The sequence below is a fragment of the Acidovorax sp. SUPP1855 genome (assembly GCF_030158955.1).
Classification (GTDB): domain Bacteria; phylum Pseudomonadota; class Gammaproteobacteria; order Burkholderiales; family Burkholderiaceae_C; genus Paracidovorax.
Genome location: NZ_BQXI01000002.1, coordinates 94,775 through 115,068, shown reverse-complemented (window position 1 = coordinate 115,068; position 20,294 = coordinate 94,775). Strand labels below are relative to the sequence as shown.

At 64.0% G+C, this 20,294-nt stretch carries 23 protein-coding genes; 16 read left to right on the top strand and 7 right to left on the bottom strand.

Annotated features, from left to right (window positions below):
- The first annotated feature begins 123 nt into the window (after nucleotides 1-123).
- From AVMA1855_RS02235 to AVMA1855_RS02210, 7 genes are all read left to right on the top strand, one after another.
- Entirely contained in the window at nucleotides 124-2,130 is a 2,007-nt protein-coding gene (locus tag AVMA1855_RS02235) for an alpha/beta hydrolase domain-containing protein (RefSeq protein WP_284424425.1), read from the top strand.
- A 144-nt stretch (nucleotides 2,131-2,274) separates the two neighbouring features.
- Nucleotides 2,275-3,261, top strand: a complete 987-nt coding sequence (locus AVMA1855_RS02230; protein WP_284424424.1) for a glycerophosphodiester phosphodiesterase family protein — start codon at nucleotides 2,275-2,277, stop codon at nucleotides 3,259-3,261.
- Nucleotides 3,262-3,687: 426 nt separating this feature from the next.
- A complete protein-coding gene (locus AVMA1855_RS02225; RefSeq protein ID WP_284424423.1) occupies nucleotides 3,688-5,523 on the top strand; it encodes a DEAD/DEAH box helicase in 1,836 nt (611 codons plus the stop codon).
- A gap of 11 nt (nucleotides 5,524-5,534) precedes the next feature.
- The gene (locus AVMA1855_RS02220) at nucleotides 5,535-6,530 is read left to right on the top strand and encodes a hypothetical protein (protein ID WP_284424422.1); all 996 of its coding nucleotides are present in this window, start codon (nucleotides 5,535-5,537) and stop codon (nucleotides 6,528-6,530) included.
- Nucleotides 6,531-6,621: 91 nt separating this feature from the next.
- The gene (locus AVMA1855_RS02215; protein WP_284424421.1) at nucleotides 6,622-7,125 is read left to right on the top strand and encodes a hypothetical protein; all 504 of its coding nucleotides are present in this window, start codon (nucleotides 6,622-6,624) and stop codon (nucleotides 7,123-7,125) included.
- A gap of 280 nt (nucleotides 7,126-7,405) precedes the next feature.
- Nucleotides 7,406-8,002, top strand: a complete 597-nt coding sequence (locus AVMA1855_RS26585; RefSeq protein WP_349817083.1) for a peptidoglycan recognition protein family protein — start codon at nucleotides 7,406-7,408, stop codon at nucleotides 8,000-8,002.
- The gene (locus AVMA1855_RS02210) at nucleotides 7,992-8,372 is read left to right on the top strand and encodes a hypothetical protein (protein ID WP_284424420.1); all 381 of its coding nucleotides are present in this window, start codon (nucleotides 7,992-7,994) and stop codon (nucleotides 8,370-8,372) included. Before AVMA1855_RS26585 ends, AVMA1855_RS02210 begins: the two co-directional genes overlap by 11 nt.
- Nucleotides 8,373-8,487: 115 nt before the next feature.
- Here the strand turns inward: AVMA1855_RS02210 and AVMA1855_RS02205 are convergent, their stop codons facing one another.
- Together AVMA1855_RS02205 and AVMA1855_RS02200 are read right to left on the bottom strand one after the other, a co-directional pair.
- Complete coding sequence (locus tag AVMA1855_RS02205) at nucleotides 8,488-9,621, bottom strand: Fic family protein (RefSeq protein WP_284424419.1); 1,134 nt, start codon at nucleotides 9,619-9,621, stop codon at nucleotides 8,488-8,490.
- 285 nt (nucleotides 9,622-9,906) lie between these two features.
- Nucleotides 9,907-10,482: a flavin reductase family protein gene (locus tag AVMA1855_RS02200; protein ID WP_284424418.1), complete on the bottom strand. Its 576-nt coding sequence runs from the start codon at nucleotides 10,480-10,482 to the stop codon at nucleotides 9,907-9,909.
- Between the two features lie 336 nt (nucleotides 10,483-10,818).
- Between AVMA1855_RS02200 and AVMA1855_RS02195 the strand changes: the two genes are divergently transcribed.
- Entirely contained in the window at nucleotides 10,819-11,202 is a 384-nt protein-coding gene (locus AVMA1855_RS02195) for a VOC family protein (RefSeq protein ID WP_284424417.1), read from the top strand.
- Nucleotides 11,203-11,243: 41 nt separating this feature from the next.
- Here the strand turns inward: AVMA1855_RS02195 and AVMA1855_RS02190 are convergent, their stop codons facing one another.
- Nucleotides 11,244-12,092 carry an alpha/beta fold hydrolase gene (locus AVMA1855_RS02190; RefSeq protein WP_502870252.1) on the bottom strand — a complete coding sequence of 283 codons (849 nt, stop codon included), beginning with the start codon at nucleotides 12,090-12,092 and terminating at the stop codon, nucleotides 11,244-11,246.
- A 313-nt stretch (nucleotides 12,093-12,405) separates the two neighbouring features.
- Here AVMA1855_RS02190 and AVMA1855_RS02185 point away from each other — a divergent pair, with 313 nt between their 5' ends.
- The 4 genes from AVMA1855_RS02185 to AVMA1855_RS02170 all read left to right on the top strand — a co-directional run bounded on the left by AVMA1855_RS02185 (nucleotide 12,406) and on the right by AVMA1855_RS02170 (nucleotide 14,567).
- Entirely contained in the window at nucleotides 12,406-13,011 is a 606-nt protein-coding gene (locus AVMA1855_RS02185) for a class I SAM-dependent methyltransferase (protein WP_284424416.1), read from the top strand.
- An 83-nt stretch (nucleotides 13,012-13,094) separates the two neighbouring features.
- The gene (locus AVMA1855_RS02180) at nucleotides 13,095-13,406 is read left to right on the top strand and encodes a nucleotidyltransferase family protein (RefSeq protein ID WP_284424415.1); all 312 of its coding nucleotides are present in this window, start codon (nucleotides 13,095-13,097) and stop codon (nucleotides 13,404-13,406) included.
- Complete coding sequence (locus tag AVMA1855_RS02175; protein WP_272566656.1) at nucleotides 13,393-13,740, top strand: HepT-like ribonuclease domain-containing protein; 348 nt, start codon at nucleotides 13,393-13,395, stop codon at nucleotides 13,738-13,740. The genes AVMA1855_RS02180 and AVMA1855_RS02175 overlap by 14 nt, the downstream gene beginning before the upstream one ends.
- A complete protein-coding gene (locus AVMA1855_RS02170) occupies nucleotides 13,737-14,567 on the top strand; it encodes a tRNA-uridine aminocarboxypropyltransferase (protein ID WP_284424414.1) in 831 nt (276 codons plus the stop codon). Before AVMA1855_RS02175 ends, AVMA1855_RS02170 begins: the two co-directional genes overlap by 4 nt.
- A 71-nt stretch (nucleotides 14,568-14,638) precedes the next feature.
- On the opposite strand, the gene AVMA1855_RS02165 is transcribed toward AVMA1855_RS02170, so the two are convergent.
- Together AVMA1855_RS02165 and AVMA1855_RS02160 are read right to left on the bottom strand one after the other, a co-directional pair.
- Entirely contained in the window at nucleotides 14,639-15,148 is a 510-nt protein-coding gene (locus AVMA1855_RS02165; protein ID WP_284424413.1) for a hypothetical protein, read from the bottom strand.
- A gap of 64 nt (nucleotides 15,149-15,212) precedes the next feature.
- Nucleotides 15,213-15,827 carry a DNA-3-methyladenine glycosylase gene (locus AVMA1855_RS02160; protein ID WP_284406436.1) on the bottom strand — a complete coding sequence of 205 codons (615 nt, stop codon included), beginning with the start codon at nucleotides 15,825-15,827 and terminating at the stop codon, nucleotides 15,213-15,215.
- Between the two features lie 172 nt (nucleotides 15,828-15,999).
- On the opposite strand from AVMA1855_RS02160, the gene AVMA1855_RS02155 reads away from it, so the two are divergent.
- Nucleotides 16,000-16,572 carry a hypothetical protein gene (locus AVMA1855_RS02155; protein ID WP_284424412.1) on the top strand — a complete coding sequence of 191 codons (573 nt, stop codon included), beginning with the start codon at nucleotides 16,000-16,002 and terminating at the stop codon, nucleotides 16,570-16,572.
- A gap of 48 nt (nucleotides 16,573-16,620) precedes the next feature.
- On the opposite strand, the gene AVMA1855_RS02150 is transcribed toward AVMA1855_RS02155, so the two are convergent.
- Together AVMA1855_RS02150 and AVMA1855_RS02145 are read right to left on the bottom strand one after the other, a co-directional pair.
- Entirely contained in the window at nucleotides 16,621-17,061 is a 441-nt protein-coding gene (locus tag AVMA1855_RS02150) for a hypothetical protein (RefSeq protein ID WP_284424411.1), read from the bottom strand.
- Entirely contained in the window at nucleotides 17,058-17,708 is a 651-nt protein-coding gene (locus AVMA1855_RS02145; protein WP_284424410.1) for a peptidoglycan recognition protein family protein, read from the bottom strand. Before AVMA1855_RS02145 ends, AVMA1855_RS02150 begins: the two co-directional genes overlap by 4 nt.
- 183 nt (nucleotides 17,709-17,891) lie before the next feature.
- Here AVMA1855_RS02145 and AVMA1855_RS02140 point away from each other — a divergent pair, with 183 nt between their 5' ends.
- The 3 genes from AVMA1855_RS02140 to AVMA1855_RS02130 all read left to right on the top strand — a co-directional run bounded on the left by AVMA1855_RS02140 (nucleotide 17,892) and on the right by AVMA1855_RS02130 (nucleotide 20,040).
- A complete protein-coding gene (locus tag AVMA1855_RS02140; protein WP_284424409.1) occupies nucleotides 17,892-18,767 on the top strand; it encodes a PA4780 family RIO1-like protein kinase in 876 nt (291 codons plus the stop codon).
- Nucleotides 18,768-18,959: 192 nt separating this feature from the next.
- On the top strand, nucleotides 18,960-19,298 hold the full coding sequence (locus AVMA1855_RS02135) for a hypothetical protein (RefSeq protein ID WP_284424408.1): 339 nt from the start codon (nucleotides 18,960-18,962) through the stop codon (nucleotides 19,296-19,298).
- A 130-nt stretch (nucleotides 19,299-19,428) separates the two neighbouring features.
- Complete coding sequence (locus AVMA1855_RS02130) at nucleotides 19,429-20,040, top strand: DUF1439 domain-containing protein (protein ID WP_284424407.1); 612 nt, start codon at nucleotides 19,429-19,431, stop codon at nucleotides 20,038-20,040.
- The last annotated feature ends 254 nt before the right edge of the window (nucleotides 20,041-20,294 follow it).

The following is a 20,294-nucleotide window of genomic DNA, read 5'->3' as shown; positions in this document are numbered from 1 at the left end:
GTAGCGCATTGGGTGGGGCGCTGCGCGGATCGGCGCAGCCCTGTTCCCGTGGCGCGTTCCCTGCGGGCGCGCTGTCATGGGGTGGTGCGATTGCGGCACCGCCGTCGCAAAAGGATGTATGTGGTGACTGCTGCTGTCGAACGCTTTTTCTTTCAACCCGTCGCGCGCGCCGTGTGGCGTGCCATGGGCGCGCTCGCGCTGGGCGGTGGCCTGCTGGCCCCCGCGGTGGCGCAGGTCACCCGGTTCGAGGTGCTGTCGAGCGAGGCCCCCGCGCTGCAGGCGCGCAGTTTCGGCGAGCGCGGCACCGCGCGCAAGACCGTGGCGCGCGCCACCTTCGCGGTGGACCCGGCCGACCCGCGCAACGCGGGCATCGCCGACATCGCGCTCGCTCCGCGCGACGCGGCGGGCCGCGTCACCGCCGTGGCCGACGTGGTGATCCTGCAGCCCGAGCGCCCCAACGGCACCTTGCTGGTCGAGGTGCCCAACCGGGGCCGCAAGCTCATCGGCCCGGCGTACGACGACGCACCCGCCACCTATGGCCGCCTGCAGCAGGCGGCCGATGCCGGCGCCGGCTTCCTGCTGGCGCAGGGCTACACGCTGGCCTGGATCGGCTGGCAGGGCGACCTGCCCGTCTCGGGCGGCAGCAAAGGCGCAGCGCTGCTGGGCCTGAACGTGCCCGTGCTGGCCGGCTTGACCGGTCCCTCGCGCGATGAATGGGTGTTCACGCCCAAGCAGGCCGAGGCTGTGCAGACCGTCAAGCTCGCCTACCCGGCGGCCACGCGCGAAGGCGCGCGCCTCACGGTGCGCCCGCGCGCGCAGGACGAGCGCACGCAGCCCGCGGGCCTGGCCTTTCGCTTCGTGGACGACCAGACGCTGGAAATCACCCGCCCCGCCCGCCAGCCGGCCGACGCCATCTACGAGTTCACCTACACCGCGCGCGACCCGCAGGTGATGGGCCTGGGCCTGGCCGCGCTGCGCGACGTGGCCCACTACCTGCGCCACGACGGCAGCGCCGCCAACCCGCTCGCCCACGGCGGCCAGTCGCAGATGCGGCACCTGCTGGGCACCGGCATCTCGCAGTCGGGCCGGGTGCTGCGCGACTTCGTCTACCTGGGCTTCAACGAATCGGCCGACCACCGGCCCGTGTACGACGGCCTGCTGCTGCAGATCCCTGGCGGTCGCCGCAGCTTCACGAGCGCGCGCTTCGGCCAGCCCGCGCGCAACCCGGGCCCCAACACCGACCACCTGTACCCGGTGGACCAGTTCCCCATGGCCTACGAAGCCAGCACCGATCCGCAGACCGGCCGCACCGACGGCCTGCTGCAGCGCTGCCGCGCCACGGCAAGCTGCCCGCGCATCATGCAGGTGGACTCCGAATACGAAATGTGGGCCTCGCACGCGAGCCAGAGCGTGACCGATGCGCGCGGCCACCACCTGGCCTTGCCGCCCGAGGTACGCGCCTATCTGGTCGCCGGCACCCAGCACTTCGCCGCGGCCGACGCCGTGGCCAAGCCCCAGCCCGGCTGCCGCCTGCCCACCTCGCCCATCTACCCCGGCCCACTGATGCGCGCGCTGCTGGCCGGCATGAACGACTGGGTGGCCAGCGGCGCCGAGCCGCCCGCCAGCCGTTACCCCAGCGTGGCCGACGGCACCCTGGTGCGCGCGGGCGACCCGGTGCAGTACCGCGGCATCGCCGCCCTGGGCTACCGGGGCCACGCCGTGCCCTCGTTCCGCACCGATGCGGCCACCGGCCTGCCGCGCGTGCTGGGCGAATACCCCGTGCTCGTGCCCCGCACCGATGCCGACGGCATCGCCGAAGGCGCCGTGCGCCTGCCCGCCGTGGCCGCGCCGCGCGCCACCTACGTGGGCTGGAACGCCAAGACGAGCGACCCCGCCGGCATCTGCACCCAGCTGGGCGCCACGCTGCCGCTGGCCGCCACGCGCGCCGAGCGCCTGACCAGCGGCGATCCGCGCCCGTCCCTGGCGGAGCGCTACCCCACGCCGGACGCCTACCTCGCCGCCGTGCGCGCCGCCGCCTGGCGGCTGGAGCGCGATCGCCTGCTGCTGCCCGCCGATGCGCAGGCGGCTGTGCGCGAAGCCGAGGCCGGCACGCTGGCGCGCCTGCGCTGAAAAAGCGGCCAGCGCGCCTGGGGGCAGGGACACCGCCTGCCTGCCGGAGGCGGCGGCCGCGGGGTGTCGCTCAACTGTCATGGCCCCGCCATGGCCGGCGCCTAAAGTCAGTGGCTTTGTTTGACCTTGATGAAAGCCCCTGGCATGCACCCCAAGAAATCCTGGATCGCCGCGATCTGCCTCGCCACGCTGGCGCTCACCGCCTGCGGCGGCAACGACGACGCGCCGCCCGCCCAGCCCCAGGTCATCGCGCACCGCGGCGCCAGCGGCTACCTGCCCGAGCACACCCTGGCCGGCTATGAACTGGCCATCCGCATGGGCGCCGACTTCATCGAGCCCGACCTGCAGATCACCAAGGACGGCGCCCTCGTCGCCATCCACGACGACACGCTCAACCGCACCACCAACATTTCCACGCTGTTCGCGCAGCGCAACGGCGGCTACAAGGTGGCCGACTTCACCCTGGCGGAAATCCGCACCTTGACCGTGGTGCCCACCGGCACCGGCAAGACCAGCTACCCCGGCTTTGCGCCCAGCGCCGCCAACCCCTTCCAGGTGCCCACCTTCCAGGAGGTGGTGGACTTCGCCAAGAAGCAATCCACCGCCGTGGGCCGCGAAGTGGGCCTGTACCCCGAGGCCAAACAGGCCGACCCGGTGATGGAAGACGGCATTCTCAAAACGCTGAAGGACAACGGCTACAACGCCGACAGCAAGGTCTACATCCAGTCGTTCAGCGACGCCACGCTGCGCAGCCTGCGCACCAAGCAGACCGCGCAGAACAGCAAGATGCCCCTCATCCTGCTGGGCGTGGCCGCCAAGGCCGCCGACGGCACGCCGCGCATGGGCGTGATCTCCGGCAGCACTGTCACGCAGCTCACCTTCAAGGAAGTGGCCGGCTTCACCGAAGGCATCGGCGTGGTCATCAACACCGCCGCGTACCCGATCACCAAGGACTACATCGACCAGGCCCACGCCGCCGGCCTCAAGGTGCACGGCTGGACCTTTGCCCAGGCCAATGCCGCCACGGCCGCCACCGAGTTCCGCAGCTACCTGGACATGGGCATGGACGGCATGTTCGCCACCTACCCGGACCTGGCGGTGGCGGCGCGCAATGCGTTCGTGAACAAGTAAGCCAGCCGGCTGGTCGCCTTCTGGCAGGCGACCGCCCGGCAGCGCGCCGGCCGGTGGCTTGCCCGACCGCATGGCACCCGCCCTGGGTGCTGAAGACCGGCTCGCCCGTGTGCGGCGGACTCCGCACGGGCAGTAGCCCTCGTGCAAGTATTTGCTGAGTGCTGCCTGCGAGATCAGCGCGACACGCCTGATCCATCGCGTTTTTGGCCCATTTCTTCCCACTTGGCGTCGTATTTGAATTGCTATTAAATCAATAGCTATACGCCCTAGAAATATATGCGCTGGAGGCCATTTTTTTCATGACTCCATCTGCGCGATGACGCTTTACCCCAATGCCATCCCGGGGTTTCCGTCAGTTAGAAATCAGCCACTCCCGCTATAAGCTGCAACAGACAGATACATAAATAGGGAGGGCTGGGGGATGGAATGGCAACCTTGATACCGGCGCTGGGCGCCTGCGCGGGCCGCATGACCTCGGGCGAGCGCCGCCTTGCCGAGCGGCTGGAGCAGAAGCTGGAGGACGACTACCTGCTCTGGTGGGACGTGCCCATCGGCCCCAAGCAGACCCGCCCCGACTTCGTCGTGCTGCATCCCCGCCGCGGCGCGCTCATCCTGGAAGTGAAGGACTGGCGCCTGGACACCATCCGCAACGCCACGCGCGAACGCTTCGAGATCGCGCCCGAGGGGCAGCTCAAGGTCGTCATGAGCCCGCTGCAGCAGGCGCGCCACTGCGCGATCCAGGTCGTCAATGCGCTGGAGCGCGACCCGCAACTGGTGCAGGGCGAAGGCCCCTACCAAGGCAAGCTCGCCTTCCCCTGGGGCCACGGCGTGGTCTTCACCCATATCACCCGCAGGCAATTCGAGGGCGCGGGCCTGGGCGAGGCGATTCCGTCCCACCTGGCCATCTGCAAGGACGAGATGTTTGAAGACGTGGACGCCGAGGCCTTCCAGCAGCGCCTGTGGGCCATGTACCCGCACACCTTCGGCCGCAAGAGCGCCATCACCCTGCCGCAGCTCGACCGCGTTCGGTGGATCCTGTTCCCCGAAGTGCGCGTGCCTCAGCAGCAAAGCCTGTTCGGGCAGGGCACTGGCGGAGAGGGGGGCGACAGCGACGACGATGAAGACGCCCGCCTGCCCGGCATCATGCGGGTGATGGACCTGCAGCAGGAGCAGCTCGCCCGCAGCCTGGGCGACGGCCACCGCGTGATCCACGGCGTGGCGGGATCGGGCAAGACCATGATCCTCGGCTACCGCGCCGAACACCTGGCGCAGACGCAAACGGCGGGCGCCAAGCCCATCCTCATCCTCTGCTACAACGAGCCGCTGGGCGTGAAGCTGGCGGCCACCTTCCAGGCCAAGGGACTGCAAGACCGCGTGCACGTGCGCCACTTTCACAAGTGGTGCCGCGACCAACTGGTGGCCTACCACCTGCTGCCCGAGGGCACGCAGCGCTGGCCCGTGGACAAGCTGATGGCCGAGTACGTGCAGCGCGTGATCCACGGCGTGGACGCGGGCCACATTCCCGCCGGCCAGTACCACGCCATCCTCATCGACGAGGGCCACGACTTCGCGCCCGAATGGCTCAAGCTCGTCACGCAGATGGTGGACCCGGCCACCAACAGCCTGCTGCTGCTGTACGACGACGCGCAGAGCATCTACGACCGCGCCGACAAGAAAAGCTTCAGCCTGAAAAGCGTCGGCATCCAGGCCCAGGGCCGCACCACCATCTTGAAGATCAACTACCGCAACACGCGGCAGATCCTGCAACTGGCCCACCGCATGGCCGGCGGCCTGCTCCAGCCCGAAGACGCCGTGGGCGGGGAGGACGGCATCCCGCTGCTGCAACCCATGAGCTGCGGTCGAGAGGGCCCGGAGCCCATCGTGATCGACCTGCCCACGCTGCCGGAGCGCGCCGCACGGGTGGCGGAATTGCTGGCGGACCAGCATGCGCAAGGGCATGCGTGGGGCGATATGGCGGTCCTGTGCCGGCATTACAGCGAGATGGAGGAATGCTCGGCGGCGTTGGTGCGAAAAGGGCTGCCGCACCGGATGCGCAAGAGGTCAGGGGATTACCGGCCGGAGGAGGACACGATCAAGGTGATGACCATGCATGCGAGTAAGGGGTTGGAGTGGGCGGTGGTGGCGGTGTTGACAAGTTCCAGCAGCACTCGAAATTTCAATGGCGAGGATGAGCTTGAAGCTAGGCTTACTTATGTGAGTACGACTAGAGCAACAGATATGATTTATTTTTTTAAAATTTAAGGAGGTTTAGCTTGAAGAAGAAAACTAGAAGTGTTCATTTTTATGAAATGGGGGTGAATACTTTGCCTGCAGACCATGTAAAAATCGAACCGACTCAGGCGGATTTCGCATCCGTTTTGGCCGTGCTGCAAAATTTTCTAAAAAAAGAGGAGTTGTTTGGTGCAAAGGCATCGGCGGTAGAATTGGTGGATTTTGGTTATGTTGATGGCAATCTTTTCATGTTGCTTAACAAGGTAAATCCTGATCTGCCGGAAATAGGTTTCTATAAAACTAGCACTGGTAAACGGAGAAGACCGGAAAAAGATGATGACGAATCAAGGGAGCAATCTGCTCATATTATGGTTGAACCGCGAGGAAGTTCCAATTTAGCCCGTGTGAAAATCACTACTGGCGCCGGAATTAGTGCGCATAAAGCAAAAAGCATTTTGCAAAATATATTTGATAAGAATAAAAATGTCCCCAAGCTAAAAAGCCACAGAAAGCGCAATTGGCCTACAAATTCAGAAGATGCAAGGGGACAAAAAAGAGAATATTATGTGGATTATAAATTCAGCATTGGCGCTGAGCCAAGTGAACTCTTGCAAGATATCTTAGATAAACAAAGCGTAGTCCAACTTGATTTAGTTGATCCAAGTGACTTTAGTTTTGATGGGACTGATATTCATATCTCTAAAAGGACTTTCACTATTGAGGGTGATATTCCTGTTACTATTGCCGGAATTCGGGAAGTCTTGGCTGCGGTCAAAAATAGCACTCATAAACTTGACGTTTCTCAATTGAGAATAACTTATGAAGAAGACGAGTCAGAAGAGACCTATGAATCCAGGAAAAAAGAAGGAAAATTAGGTGCTGATTTTCGGCGTAAAGAGAAAAAGGTGAAAACAGTTAATGCTTCGGAGCTAGAAAAAGCGTTCACTCGAAGTGATCGGATTCACTTGGCTAGCGATCATCCGGAAACACAGAGCAAACTGAGTCAGGAGATTATGGATGCTCTAGCTGCACTATGAGATAAGTCGCCATGAAAAACTATCGTGCATTTTTTAGACCCTTTTCCTTCCTTACTATTAAGCACAGCTCAGGCATTTTTAGGAATGTCATATGGGTTGCGCCAATTGGATTTTCTTTTATTGTCGCGATAGTTTTGTTTTGGCATTTAAAAATGTTAATTTCTTTGGCGAGACGGGTATGTTAAATAAATTTACCCCTTTTGTTCAAGGTTTGCCGGGGTTTTATATGGCAGCGCTCGCGGCAATTGCAACTTTTGGAGCCAGAAGCTTAAATAGAGTGATGCCGGGAGAAGCGCCCACTATGCATATATATTTTAATGGCAGCACTCTAAAAAATGAGCCAATTACTAAACGCCTTTTTCTGTGTAGCATGTTTGCCTATTTGACAGTGCTCAGTTTTTTGTTGACTGTATCTGGTATCTTTGTGCAAGGCACTGCGGAGTTGGTAAAGGGCCTAATTTCTAGAGATTTTTGGATATGGGCAAAATTTTTTGTATTTTTTGCATACCTGCTGTTTATATTTCAGTTAGTGTTTATAACCCTATGGGGAGTCGCATATCTTGGAGAAAGAATGCATATTTCAGATATGGAATAATCGAGGCAGAAAAATCTGCTTTAATATCCATTGATTGCCATATGTTTGAATATCGTCTGAAATTTAAAGTTGGTCGGGAAATTGCAGTCGAAATTGGGGGGCAAATGAGGTATTTGAGGTCGCCTTAAGATTCAATTGACTGAATTGACTTTAAGCTTGCTTATCTTAAAGGTCCAGATTTTCGATGTTGTTGGGTCTGCGAATGCTAAGATCCCTTGTGTTGTGTGGGGGGTAAATAATTTTGACGAAAAATCGGAATTTTTCTAAGAGGTAGTAAATAATGAAAATTGTGGAGGGTATGGTATATGGCTCTCGGATATTAAATTATCGCTATCCAAACTTGGAGCAGGGTGAGATGTTGCAAGTGAATGGAATTATTCTGCATCAGACCAATAGTAGAAGTGCATTCCCTACTTTACTTGCTTATTATTGGAGAGATGTAGGTGCGCATTTCTTGATTGCCCCCGGTGGCATGATCTATCAAACGGCAAGGATAGACCGCATATGTCATCATGTGGGAATGATTAGGTCAATGTGTTCTACGACCCATAGTTGCTCTCCGGACTACGATAAGGCTGTGAAAAGTATTATGGCTGGGTCTGGAAATCGAGACGAAAAGAGGATGGCTATCCACAAATTGGAGATGCAAAAGCCACCGCAACTCCGGTATCCAATTAATATGGATTCAATCGGGATAGAGGTATGTGGAGCCTCAGAAAATGGAGTGTACGAGGCGCCAACTGCTGCGCAAAACAATGCGACCACGTGGCTCGTGGATATGTTATTGACTCATTTGAGTTTAAAAAGAGTGCAGGTTTATAAGCATCCTAATGTGTCTTATAAGGAACCTACGGAGGCATCTCTAATTGAATTTTAATAAGAAAATGTTTAGGGTTGCGTTGGCTATCGGGACCGTGCTCGTGGTTTTTGCGGCGGTTTACGCAACTGTTTTCGAAGGATCATTCGACGCCGCAAGCATTGAAAAGGTGGTGGAAAACCAGAAGCAGGATGAAATTTCCTCGCAGTTTTGCAGTGAGTTCCAGATGTCAGTGGCTGAATTCAATAGCAAGTTAAATGATGCCAAGGGACTCTGGAGCTTCGAGGTTCATGATTACGACTGGTTCCCCTGCTATTACAAAGCCACAATCTCAGGTAAGGAATATCGCCTAAGATTGGGCGGCCTTGTCGAGATATGGTCGCCCAATGGTGAGTTGGAAAAATATCTTCATTGGAATGAGGGAAAATAACGCTGTGCGTAAGCTCGATGCGCAAGAACATACCGACTGTCCAGCGTTACCTGAGTCTTCTATACGGAGCCTAATCTTTAATCAATTACTTGATAGTTATTGCTCTCGAACCCGATTAATTGCTTGAAACCAGCACATAGGCCGTATTCCTACCGCCACCCTCTACCCGTGCCAGAACCCCTCTGGCCACCAGATCATTGATATCCCGCAACGCCGTATCCGACGAGCACTTGGCCATGGCAGCCCATTTGGCGTTCGTCAGCTTCCCCTCCATCCCATCCAGCACCCGGTTCAGCACCAGCGTCTGCCGCGCATTCATCGGCGTGCCCGCCCAGCGCTGCCAGAACTGGGCTTTGCCCAGCACGCCCGCCAGCAACGCATCGGCCCCTTGCACCGAGCGCAGAAGGCACCCCAGAAACCATTCCAGCCAGGGCGTGACGTCGAGCGGCCCGCGCTGGGTGGTTTCCAGTTGGTCGTAATACGCCTTGCGCTCCCGCTGGATCTGGGCGCTCAGGCTGTAAAAGCGCTGCGCGCTCCCCTCGGCCCGCGCCAAGGCCATGTCGCCCACGGCGCGGCTGATGCGGCCGTTGCCGTCGTCGAAGGGGTGCAGCGTCACCAGCCACAGATGCGCCAGCCCGGCGTGGATCAGGGCATCGCCCGTCGGGGTGGTGTTGAACCATTGCAGGAAGGTGGCCATTTCCACGGGCAACGTGGACGCGGGCGGTGCCTCGTAGTGCACCTTCTCTCGGCCCACGGGGCCGGAAACGACCTGCATGGGGCCAGCGCTGTCGTTTCGCCACGCGCCCACCTGAATGCGCACCCGGCCGCTGTAGCCGGTAGGAAACAGCGCGGCATGCCAGCCGAACAGGCGGTCGGGCGTCAACGGTTGGTCGAAGTGCTGGGTGGCGTCCAGCACCATGTCCACCACGCCATCCACATGGCGGTCCGATGGGGCCAAGGCGCCGATGTCCACGCCCAGCCGCCGGGCGATGGACGACCGCACGGCGTCCTGGTCGAGTGCTTCGCCTTCTATGGCGCTGGTGGTGATGACCTCTTGCGTCAGTGCCTGCAGGGTGGCTTGGTCCCGCTGGGCCAGGCCCACGGCGGCCATGCGGCCGGCCAGATGGCCTTGGGCGCGGTGCACTTCCGCCAAGGGTGCGGCCAAGCCGGCTGCGTCAAATCGCCACTGGGGCCATTCAGGGCGTTGCCAGAGATAGGTGCGGCGGCGGGGGGCTTTGTCTGACCACATGCGGTGATTATTGCCCTTATTCGCCGCAAAATGTGCGGCGAATAAGGGCTGCATTCACCGCAGTCTCCAGCCATGCATCGGCGCGAGGGTCCTGGGCCTGAGGGGCATGGCGGGAGGGCCCAGTTCCGGCATGTCGGCATCTTTCAGTGTTAGCTTTTTTAACCGAAGACTGAATGATGGCAATGGCTTATGAATGAAGTTGGAAGCTAATTCCCACCGTATTCACCTTGATCTGCGCAGGAATCCGCTCCTTCCGTGCCCCATGTGCGCCTTCCCACACCACGCTCACACCCGCACCGACGCCCCCGTCGCATAAAACTGCCCACCCGCCACGTAATGCAGCGTGCGCAGTCCTTCCTGCGCTTCGTCGAAGTGCCAGTGCCCTTCCCGGAACACCCGATCGTCCGCCCAGGCAGCGACCACCTCGGCGATGAACAGGTCGTACGCCTGCTGGTTGTGCGGCTCGGGCACCACGCGGCACACCAGCCAGGCGGCGCAGCCCTGCACCAGGGGCGTGGCGTCGTGGCCGGGCGCGTGGAACAACTCCACGCCGTAGTGCTGCAGCTTGTCGGCCCGCGCCTTGGCGCTGTCGGTGCCCACGCCCACGGTGAGGGCGGCCATGGCCTGGGTGGGCAGTTGCAGCGCGAACTGGCCGCTGGCTTCCACCAACTCGCGCGTGCGCGTGGCCTTGTCGATCACCACGGTGACCTTGGGCGGGCTGAAGTCCAGCGCGCAGGCCCAGGCGGCGGCCATCACGTTGTCGGTGCCGGCGTGGTGTGCGGAGACGAGCACGGTCGGGCCGTGGTTGAGCAGGCGGTAGGCCTTGTCGAGCGGGACGGGGGTGAAGTGGGTGGGCGGCATGGCGGGAGGAGCGGCAGGGTGGATGGGGATGGGGATGGGGATGGGGATGAGGTGAGGTGAGATGGGACTGGGTTGCTGGCAGCGGCTGGCGTCGGGTCAAAATGTGATGATCTGTTTTTGATAGCAATATGCCCTAGTGTTAATTGCGCTGGTGGCCATTTTGATGCTTGGTTTATCAGGGCGGACCCGGAGGGTTTCCCCCACCGGCCCGAACCCCTCCGGGATGTCGCCAAGGCGGCGCGCAGCGCCCGCAGGCGACCCGCGCGCGGGCAGGCGGCCGCTACCATCGTCCGATCCCTTTTTTGCCCGGCGACGGGCGCCACGGAGACAAAAGCCATGTTCAGTCATGTGATGTTGGGTGTGAGCGATCTGGAAGTGTCCAAGCGGTTCTACGACGCGGTGCTCGGCACGTTGGGCATCGCCCACGGGTCCGCCCACAAGAACCGCTATTTCTACCGCAGCCCCACGGGCACGTTCGCGATCTCCACGCCCATCAATGGCGAGCCGGCCTGCCACGGCAACGGCAGCACCGTCGGGTTCACCGTGCAGTCGCCGGAACAGGCTCAGGCATTTCACGACGCGGGCGTCGCCTACGGTGGCACGACCTGCGAAGACCCGCCGGGCTTTCGCGAGGGCCCGAGCGGCGCGCTGTACCTGGCGTATCTGCGCGATCCGGACGGCAACAAGCTCTGCGCACTGCATCGGCCGCCCAAGGCGTGAGGCGCTCGCTGTGGTCGGGACGGCTTTCGGCGCGGCAGGCGTCAGCCCGGCGTTGAGGGCAGTTGCTGCGGTGGATGGCCGGTGCCGTCCGCCGGGCCCGCGGGCAGGCCGGCCAGGAACCCCGCGATCCGCTGGGCCACCGCGTCGGGCTGTTCGCGGTGGGGCACGTGCGCCACGCCGGGCAGGATGTCCACACGCGCCGGCCCGGCGGCCCAGCGGGCGATGCACTCGGGCTGTTCCGTGGAGCCGTATTCGTCGCGGTCCCCATGCAGGGCCAGCACGGGGCAGGTGACGCGCGCCATGGCCTCGGCGAGCGACCAGTCGGCAAAACCCGGGTGCAGCCAGGTGTCCACCCACGCGTTCAACACCCAGCGCGCTTGGTCGGCGCCGTGGTAGCGGGCCAGGCGCTCCAGGGCGCCGGGTTGGTTGAACTGGTCCCGCGCGTCGCGGATGCCCTGCAGCGTGCGCTCTTCCACGCAGGCCTGCGCGGCGATGGTGATGAGCGCGTCGCAGTCGCTGCCCGCCGCGCCGCCGGGGCCGTCAGCCGGCGTGCCCCGCGTTGCCGCGCAATGGGCCGCCATGCCGCCGCCCACGCTGTGCCCCAGCGCCACGAAGCGTTGCATGCCGAAGTGCGCGCGCAGGGCCGGCAGGCTGGTGCGCGCCTCGTCTTCCACGAAGTCCCGCGGCAGCAGGCCCGTGCGCGCGTCGGAGCGGCCGAAGCCCAGGCGGTCGTACGTGATCACCCCGCGGCCCGTCGCGCGGCACAGCACGGCAGGAAACTCGCGCCACAGGTCCACGCAGCCCAGCGAGTCGTGGAAGAGGACGATGGGCGGCGGCGCGGATGCGTCGGGGCAGGGCGCGGGCCCGGCGGCCCAGCGCCGCGCGAACAGGCGGCCGTGCGCGGTGGCGATCCAGTGGTCGGACGGGGCGGGACCAAGTGGTGCGGATAGGGGCGTGGAGGAGGGGGGCTGCGCTCATGCCGGACCATTGTGTCGCGTCCATTCGAATCGGGTGGTGCAGTGCCGTGCCATGCCGTATCGCCGACGCTGGAAGGTGCCGGCCTTTCATGCGGTGCGCACGGCGGTAGGCGTGCCCGGGGCAGGCGCGCGTGCCATGGCGATACGGGATACTCGCTGCCACCGTTTTGGCTTCGCCCCCCCCAGCCCCTCCCTTCTTTTCCACTTCCCTGCAAGGACCGCCTCTTTGAAATCAGCCAGCGCAAGCACCTTCGACGAGGCGTACTACCAGCGCTTCTACTACGACAAGAAGACCAGCGTGGTGGACCCGCAGCACATGGAGCGCCTGGGCACTTTCGTGTGCAGCTACCTCAAGTACCTGCGGGTGCCGGTGCTGCGCGTGCTGGACGTGGGCTGCGGCATCGGGCTGTGGAAGGGCATCGTGGCGCAGCACTTTCCCGCGGCCAGCTACCAGGGCGTGGAGTTCAGCCCCTACCTGTGCGAGCGCTACGGGTGGCAGCAGGGCTCGGTGGTGGACTACCAGGCCAGCGAGCCGTTCGACCTGGTCATCTGCCAGGGCGTGCTGCCCTACCTGAGCCCGCCCGATCTGAAGGCCGCCCTGCGCAACCTGGGCCAGTTGAGCCGTGGCGCGCTGTATGTCGAGGCCGTGTCCCGCGAGGACTACGAGCGCGACATCATCGACGAAGACCTGACCGATGCGCGCATCTTCCGGCACTCCGCCACGCTGTACCGGCGCGGGCTGCGGGAGAGCGCGCTGGAGCTGGGCGGCGGCCTGTGGCTGAGCCGCCAGGCCGAGGTGCCGCTGTTCGAGCTGGAGCATGTGGGCGGTTGAGTGGGGCCCTCGTCATGGGCAGGGCCATGCGCGCCGTGCAGTGTCGGCCGATGGGCAGCAGGTGCGCCCCTAGAATCTCCCGCATGCATTCCGCCATCGCCCAACACCTGCCGCGCATCGCGGCCATCTGCCAACGCTTCGGCGTGCGCCGGCTGGAGGTATTCGGCTCCGCAGCCCGTGCGCACGATTTCGATCCGGGCACCAGCGATGTGGATTTTCTGGTGGAGTTCGCCGACAACGCTCCGGTCGGGCTGCACTCGTTTTTCGGCACCAAAGCCGCGCTGGAGCAATTGCTCGGCCGTCCGGTGGACTTGATCGAGCCGGGCGCGGTGCTCAATCCCTACGTGCTGGCCAGCATCAACCGCCATCGGGAGCCTGTGTATGTTGCCGCGTGATCCGCGCGCTTTTTTGTGGGATGTGCAGGCGGCGGCCAAGGCGATTCAGAATTTTCTTCAGGGCATGGACGCCGAGGCTTACGCCGCCAATGAAATGGCGCAGGCTGCCGTGGAGCGCAAGTTCGAGATCATCGGCGAGGCGCTCGGCCAATTGGCCAGGGCCGACGCCGCACTGGCTGCGCGCATACCGGATCTGGCGCAGATCGTGGCGTTTCGCAACCAACTGATCCATGGCTACGCCACCATCCGGGTGCACACGGTCTGGACCGTGGCCCAGGACTCGTTGCCAGCCCTCATCGCCACGGTTGCCACCTTGCTGGAAGAGCTGGCTTGACCGATCCTGTGGACCGCCTGGCCGGCCACTCCCTTGCTCCCCACGCCGTCTCCCGCTTGCGCACCGAGCGCCTGGCGCGCAGTTCCAAGCCGTTCCTCGCCCGGGGCGGCCCGCGCGGCGAGCGCTGCCCCGGCTGCCGGCTGGTGCCCAGCCACTGCCTGTGCGCCGTGCGGCCGCAGGTCGCCACCCAGGCCGGCATGTGCCTGCTCATGGCCGACATCGAGCCGCTCAAGCCCAGCAACACGGGCTGGCTGATCGCCGATGTCGTGCCGGACACCTTCGCCTTCGGCTGGGCGCGCACGGTGGTGGACCCGGCCCTGCTGGCACTGCTGCGCGACCCGCAGTGGCAGCCGTACGTGGTGTTTCCTGGCGAGTTTGCGGAGCCTTCGCGGGTGGTGACCCGGGTGGAGCCAACCGAGATTCCAGCGCAGGGCGTAACGCCGCCGCAGCCCAGGCGCCCGCTGTTCGTGCTGCTGGACGCCACCTGGACCGAGGCACGCAAGATGTTCAGGAAGAGCCCCTACCTGAACCACCTGCCGGTGCTCAGCCTGCAGCCCGAGCAGCTGTCGCGCTACCGGCTGCGCCGTTCCCAGCGCGACGACCATTTCTGCACCTCCGAGGTGGCGGCGATCTGCCTTGAACTGGCGGGCGAGTCGCACGCAGCGCAGACACTGGAGGCCTATCTCGACGTGTTCACCCACCACTACCTGCAGGCCAAGCACCAATTGCCGGTGGAGATGGACGGCGAGGCGCACCGCCGGTTGCAGGCCCTTCGGACGCCGGCGCCGGGCGCTGAGGCACCAGGAGCTGCACAGCTGGGTAGATAGGACGCGGCGGGCTGGGCCGCGCGCTCTGGCACTCTGACAGCCAGACGGCCCTCTGCTTCATCTCCTTCACTTCACCGCTTGCAAACCTCGCAGTAGTAGAAGTAAACGTCTTCCTCCCGGCCCTTGACCACCGGCGACAGATAGCCCACGCCGCTGTCGGCCGTGAACGAAAGGCGCACCTGCCGGCCGTCCTTGAATTGCACGTCCACGGGATCGCTGGTGCATTCCCCGAAGGATCCGTAATCGTTCATCACCGCCACCTGCGAGATGGGGATGGCCTGCCGCAGGAAGTTGCGCACATACCGCTCAGTGACGCGGGCCGGCGGCGGCTCGGCCGTGCATGGCTTGCCTTCCGCATCGAAGAATCGCGCACTGGACAACGTGATGCGGCGCACCGGGCCGATGGCGTAGGCGCGGGCTTCCATTCGGCGGCTGTCTTCATCCCGTTCGGTTGCTGCCGCGGCCTTCGATGCGGATGCCGAGCCCTGTGGCGGCGATGGGCCCATTGGCTCCGAATGGGCCAGGGCAGCCCACGCCAGCCATGGCAGGGTGATGGTTCGCAGGGCGCTTTTCACGGTCATCGGTCGTTCCTGTTGCGAATCGGGTTTTTGCCCTGGCGATGGCCTGTTGGGGCCATCCGGCGGATCAGCCCTGGTTTCTCACCCCCGCCGTGAACGGCCGGCTCAAGAACCGTGAACCCTTCTCCCCGAACCGCCAGGGCACGTCCACCGCCTTGGAGATACCGATGCGCGGCCCGGCGATCACGTCGGGCGCCGGGTGGCCCGGCGAAGGCTGCAGCAGCGCGAACGGCGGCAGGTGCAGGGACTCGCCGTCCAGGCGTGCGTCGATGCCCAGCGCCTGCGCCAGTCGCCCAGGGCCGGCGCACAGCAGCCGGGCGTCCTGCAGGCCGCGCCGTTCGCGCAGGGTGTCCAGTCCGTGGGTGGGCTCGATGGCCCGCAGCAGCACGCCGGCGCCATGGCCCGCTTCGCGGCACACGGTGTTGACGCACCAGTGCAGGCCGTAGGAGCGGTACACGTAGGCGCAGCCCGGCGGGCCGAACATGGCCGCGTTGCGGGCCGTGGGACCACCGAAGGTGTGCGAGGCCGGGTCGGTCTGGTCGTAGGCCTCGGTTTCCACGATGCGGCCGCCCACGCCGTCGACCAGCAGCGTCACGCCGATGAGCCGGCGTGCCACCTCGTGCGCTGGGGCGGTGAAGTCGATGTCGGCAAGGGTCAGGGCCGGGGGCAGGTCGTGGGGCATGGGCGTGATGCTAAGACCCGCAGCGGCCGGCGACGGCCGGGCCCTGTGGCATGGGGGCGGCACGCCACGGCGATACTGGCGGGCCGACCGCACCCGCCCGGCCGGCGTTCTGCCGGGTCCAGTGTCTCCCCTTGTTTCTTCAACCAACGAACCCGACCACGAAGGCATGCCCATGAATTTTCCGTCCCACCGATGGCTCCGCGCCGGCTTCGCGCTGGTCCTCGCCTGCCTGCTGGCCAGCTCACCCTGGGCGGCCGAGCTGAGCGCCAAGCGGCAGGCGCTGCTGATGTCCATGTTCAAGGAAGACGCGGTGCTCACCGAGCAGGTGCACCGCGACTTCTGGGCGGGCGTGGACGTCTCCGACGCCGCCGCCACCGAGGCCGCGCAGGACCGTCTGGCCGCGGCCATGCGCAATTCGATCGAGTACGAGCGCGCGACGGCACTGAGCTACCAAGCCAGCATGAAGCAGCGCAAGCCCGTGGTGAATCCGCGCTACGAGGCGGCCCTGAAGGACCGGCTGGCCATGCTGAAGGCGCGCAACCTGGCGCCCGACGACGTGCTGGCCAAGGACAAGGCGTTTCGCGCCTCGCTGGTGCCGATCTCGCGCGGCAAGCCGTTCGAGGCCGATGGCAAGCGCATCGTGATGACGCCTGCTCTTGTCGATGCGGCATTGCAGCGCGTGGAGGCTTCGCACCAGCGGCTGGAGCGTTTTCTCAATCCGGTGTGGGCCGGCGCCGGGGGCTGACACGGCCCGCCTCGCGGTGCAGCAGATGCACAGAGGCTGGAGGCCTGTTCACTTGACGGACGGAAAGGTGAAGTCTGCGCCCATGAGCCCTTCGCAAGCCTCGCAGTAGAGGTAGTACGTGGTCTGGTGGATCTGCAGCACACCCCAGCCCGTCGCGTTGTCCAGCGACAGCCGGCCTTTTTTCCGGTTCGGCAGTTGCAGTTGCGCTTCGGCCTGGCAGTCGCCCTGGTCCAGGCTCTGGAGGTAGTTGTACCGGGCGCTTAGGACGGCATGCTGCCAAAAATAGGCCACCCGGCGGGTGTCGATGGAAAGGTTTTCGCAGTTCGCATCTCCGCCTTGCACGCTTTTGGCCGAGCCGTTGGTGATTTGAATGTTGGCAATGCGGCCAATGGCTTGGGGCGCATAGGCAGAGGCGGGGACAGGCATGGTGGCCCACGACACAGTTGCTCCGCTCAAACCCAGTAACAGCGTCAAGGTGATTTTGGTCATCGCCATACCGCTGTCGAAGCTTCGGTGGTGTTTTTGTAGCTCACATCCGGATGTCGATGAATTTCTGTTTTAGGGATCGCGAGCGTCTGGGTCAATTCATCGACGAGGTATTGCAGTGCGATCTGCTGTGCACCGGTCAGCGTTTCGTAGATGGAGTGATCGTTAATGAACCGCTCTCTCTTTTCCTGCGGCAACCCGAGAGGAAGCGGTTTGTTTGCAGGCAGCACAGCGCGGCCCACAATTTCGATTCCAATGCTGTCTGTATTCGAAGGGAATCGTGCAGGTACTGCCTTTGATTTCTCTGTCTTGTGGATACCCTCGTAGTCCTGACTGCTGAGTAGCTTTACTTCAGAGGGTGCGCAATTTTTTTCCACGATGCACCGTGCTTTCAAACGACCGACGTGGTTGGTGGCAAACAGCAGCGAGGCAGTCTGGTAGATCACACCTGTTTTAGCGATCAGAAAGTGGGCTCCATTTGCTTTGGGTTGCCGATAACTATTGAACACAGCGCGTTCGTTATCGGTGTTGGTCTGATGAACAATGATGCCGTTCACCTTGTCCATTCGGCCACGCTCGATGCCGATGGCCCTGTGGGCAATGATCTTTGCATCGCCAATGACAATTCCCTCGTTATTCACATTCAGCATTTATCCTCCCGTATCGGGGAGGGAATGTACTGCGCAAGTGAAATGGTTTTCGTGAAAAATCGTTAACGCGGCTGTATTGCGCTAGATGTGGAGGTATGTGGTGCTGATGCCATCACTGCACGCATGCTGTGAGCTGCTCAGGCTTGCTCGCAGCTATTCATCCCATGCGCGCAAAATGCCCCGATGAAAGCTCCCCCCAGACTCCAGTCCCTCATCGAGGAAGGCCTCATCGACACCGTGGTGCGCCAGCTCATGAGCGGCAAGGAAGCCATGGTGTACGTGGTGCGCTGCGGCGACGAAACGCGCTGCGCCAAGATCTACAAGGAGGCCACGCACCGCAGCTTCCGGCAGGCGGTGGACTACACCGAGAACCGCCGGGTCAAGAACTCCCGCTCGGCCCGTGCGATGGCCAAGGGCAGCAAGTTCGGCCGGCAAGCGCAGGAGGCCGCGTGGCAGAGCGCCGAGGTCGATGCGCTCTACCGCCTGGCGGCAGCCGGCGTGCGGGTGCCGCAGCCGTTCAACTTCCACGAGGGCGTGCTGCTCATGGAGCTGGTGACCGACGAGCACGGCGATGCGGCGCCGCGACTGAACGACGTGGCGTTCACGCCCGAGCAGGCCCGGGCGCACCATGCCACGCTGATCGCCGAGGTGGTGCGCATGCTGTGCGCGGGCGTGGTGCACGGGGACTTGTCCGAGTTCAACATCCTGCTCGCCCACCTGCCTGGCGCCGGTGCGGACGAAGGTGCCGAGGGCCCGGTCATCATCGACCTGCCCCAGGCCGTGGATGCGGCGGGCAACAACCATGCGCCGCGCATGCTGTTGCGCGACGTGGCCAACCTGCGCGATTTCTTCGGCCAGTTCGCGCCCGAGTTGCGGGCCACCGAATACGGCCCCGAGATCTGGACCCTGTACCAGAGCGGCCAGCTCACGAACGAGACCCCGCTCACCGGCCGCTACGAGCGCCGCCATGCGGATGTGGACCTGCAGGCGGTGATGCGCGAGATCGACGATGCGCGGGCCGAGGATGCGGCGCGCCGGCTTCGCATGGCGGGCGGGTAGCGGCAAGGGCGCGCGCGGGGCGGGGCTCACAAACCTTCACAAAACAGGCGCACGCGCACGGGGGTTGCCCTGCAAAATCGTCGACCGGGCGAAATGGCCGGACTTCCCAGGCGTGCGCCGCCGTGGGGGCCGCCGCCGAGCCCGCGCACGGCCCTGCCGTGCCTTGGCGATGACACCACCGGAGCCGCACCCATGAACCCAGCCACCTGCGCGATCTGCGGCCAGCCCCTGGACGATGCGGCCGAGGGCGCCTACGGCGACTGGGTCGCCTTTGCCGACCACGACAACCACACGCTGCCCGAGCCTGGAAGCCGGGCGCCCGGTCTGGCCTATTTTTGTGCGGAGCACCTGGCCCTGGCCCGCGAGCGCGCCGCATGGCGTTGCCACGATGCGGTGCAGGCCCTTCGCCTGCATGCCGGCGCGCAGGCTGCAAGCGCGGCGCAGGTCCATTCCGCCCCGGCGCCGCTGGCCGGGGCTGCGGAGGCCGCCACCGCCCCGCAGTCGCCCTGGTGGCAACGCTGGTGGGGCTGACGTGCGGGCCGGGGCCATGGGGCCGGCCGGCGCCCGCTTGCGCCGCCGCCCGGGAACTGATCGGCCCGCCCGGGGTCAGTCACTGCCGTTGCCGGTCTTTTCTTTTCCGCACATGAGGGTGTCCGCCACGATGGTTGCTTTCCGTTCGATTCCGCACCCCGCGCACTCCAAGCACTCCGCAGCACCCCGTGGCGTTTTCCGGGCCGTCTGCGCCGCGATCGCCCTGGCGGCCTGCGCCGTGGCGCACCAGGCCCGGGCGCAGAGCTACACGATCTCCGCCGAGCAGATGCAGGGCGCCGTGGCCGAGAAGTTTCCGCGCCGCTATGCGCTGGGCGGCCTGATGAACCTGGATGTGCAGGCGCCCCGGCTGCGGCTGCTGCCGCAGCAGAACCGGCTGAACGCCGACATGGACGTGACCGCCTCGGGCCCGTTGCTGCAGCGCCGCTACGCCGGCGCGTTCGATGTGGACTTCGCGCTGCGCTACGAGCCGTCGGACCGCACGATCCGCGCGCACCAGTTGCATGTGAACGCGCTGCGCCTGGAGGGGCTACAGCCCCAGGCCGCGGAAATGCTCGACATCTATGGCCCGCAGCTGGCCCAGCAGACGCTGAGCGAGGTGGTGCTGCACCAGTTGCGGCCGCAGGACCTGGCCGTGCCGGATGGCCTGGGCATGCAGCCGAGCAGCATCACGGTGACGGACAAGGGGCTGGTCGTGCGCTTCGAGCCCAAGGCCGCACCTTAGAAAGGAACGTGTTCACCGATTTTTCGGGGATGGCTCTTCTATCCGCGAGGCCAGTGCCTTTCCGGGCGGTTTGCCGCGTTACCGTGTTTGCACGCAAGCCCCTGCCATTGGCGGCGCACCGCGCCTTGCATCCCATGTTGGAGATGTTCTGAGCGTCGGGCCCGGCGCGCCGCAGGGCAGGTGCGGCATGGTCCTACCCCGGTCTGGCCCGGCGTTTTTTACGATGGGCTTTTTCCGGCGCGGCCACGCAGCGC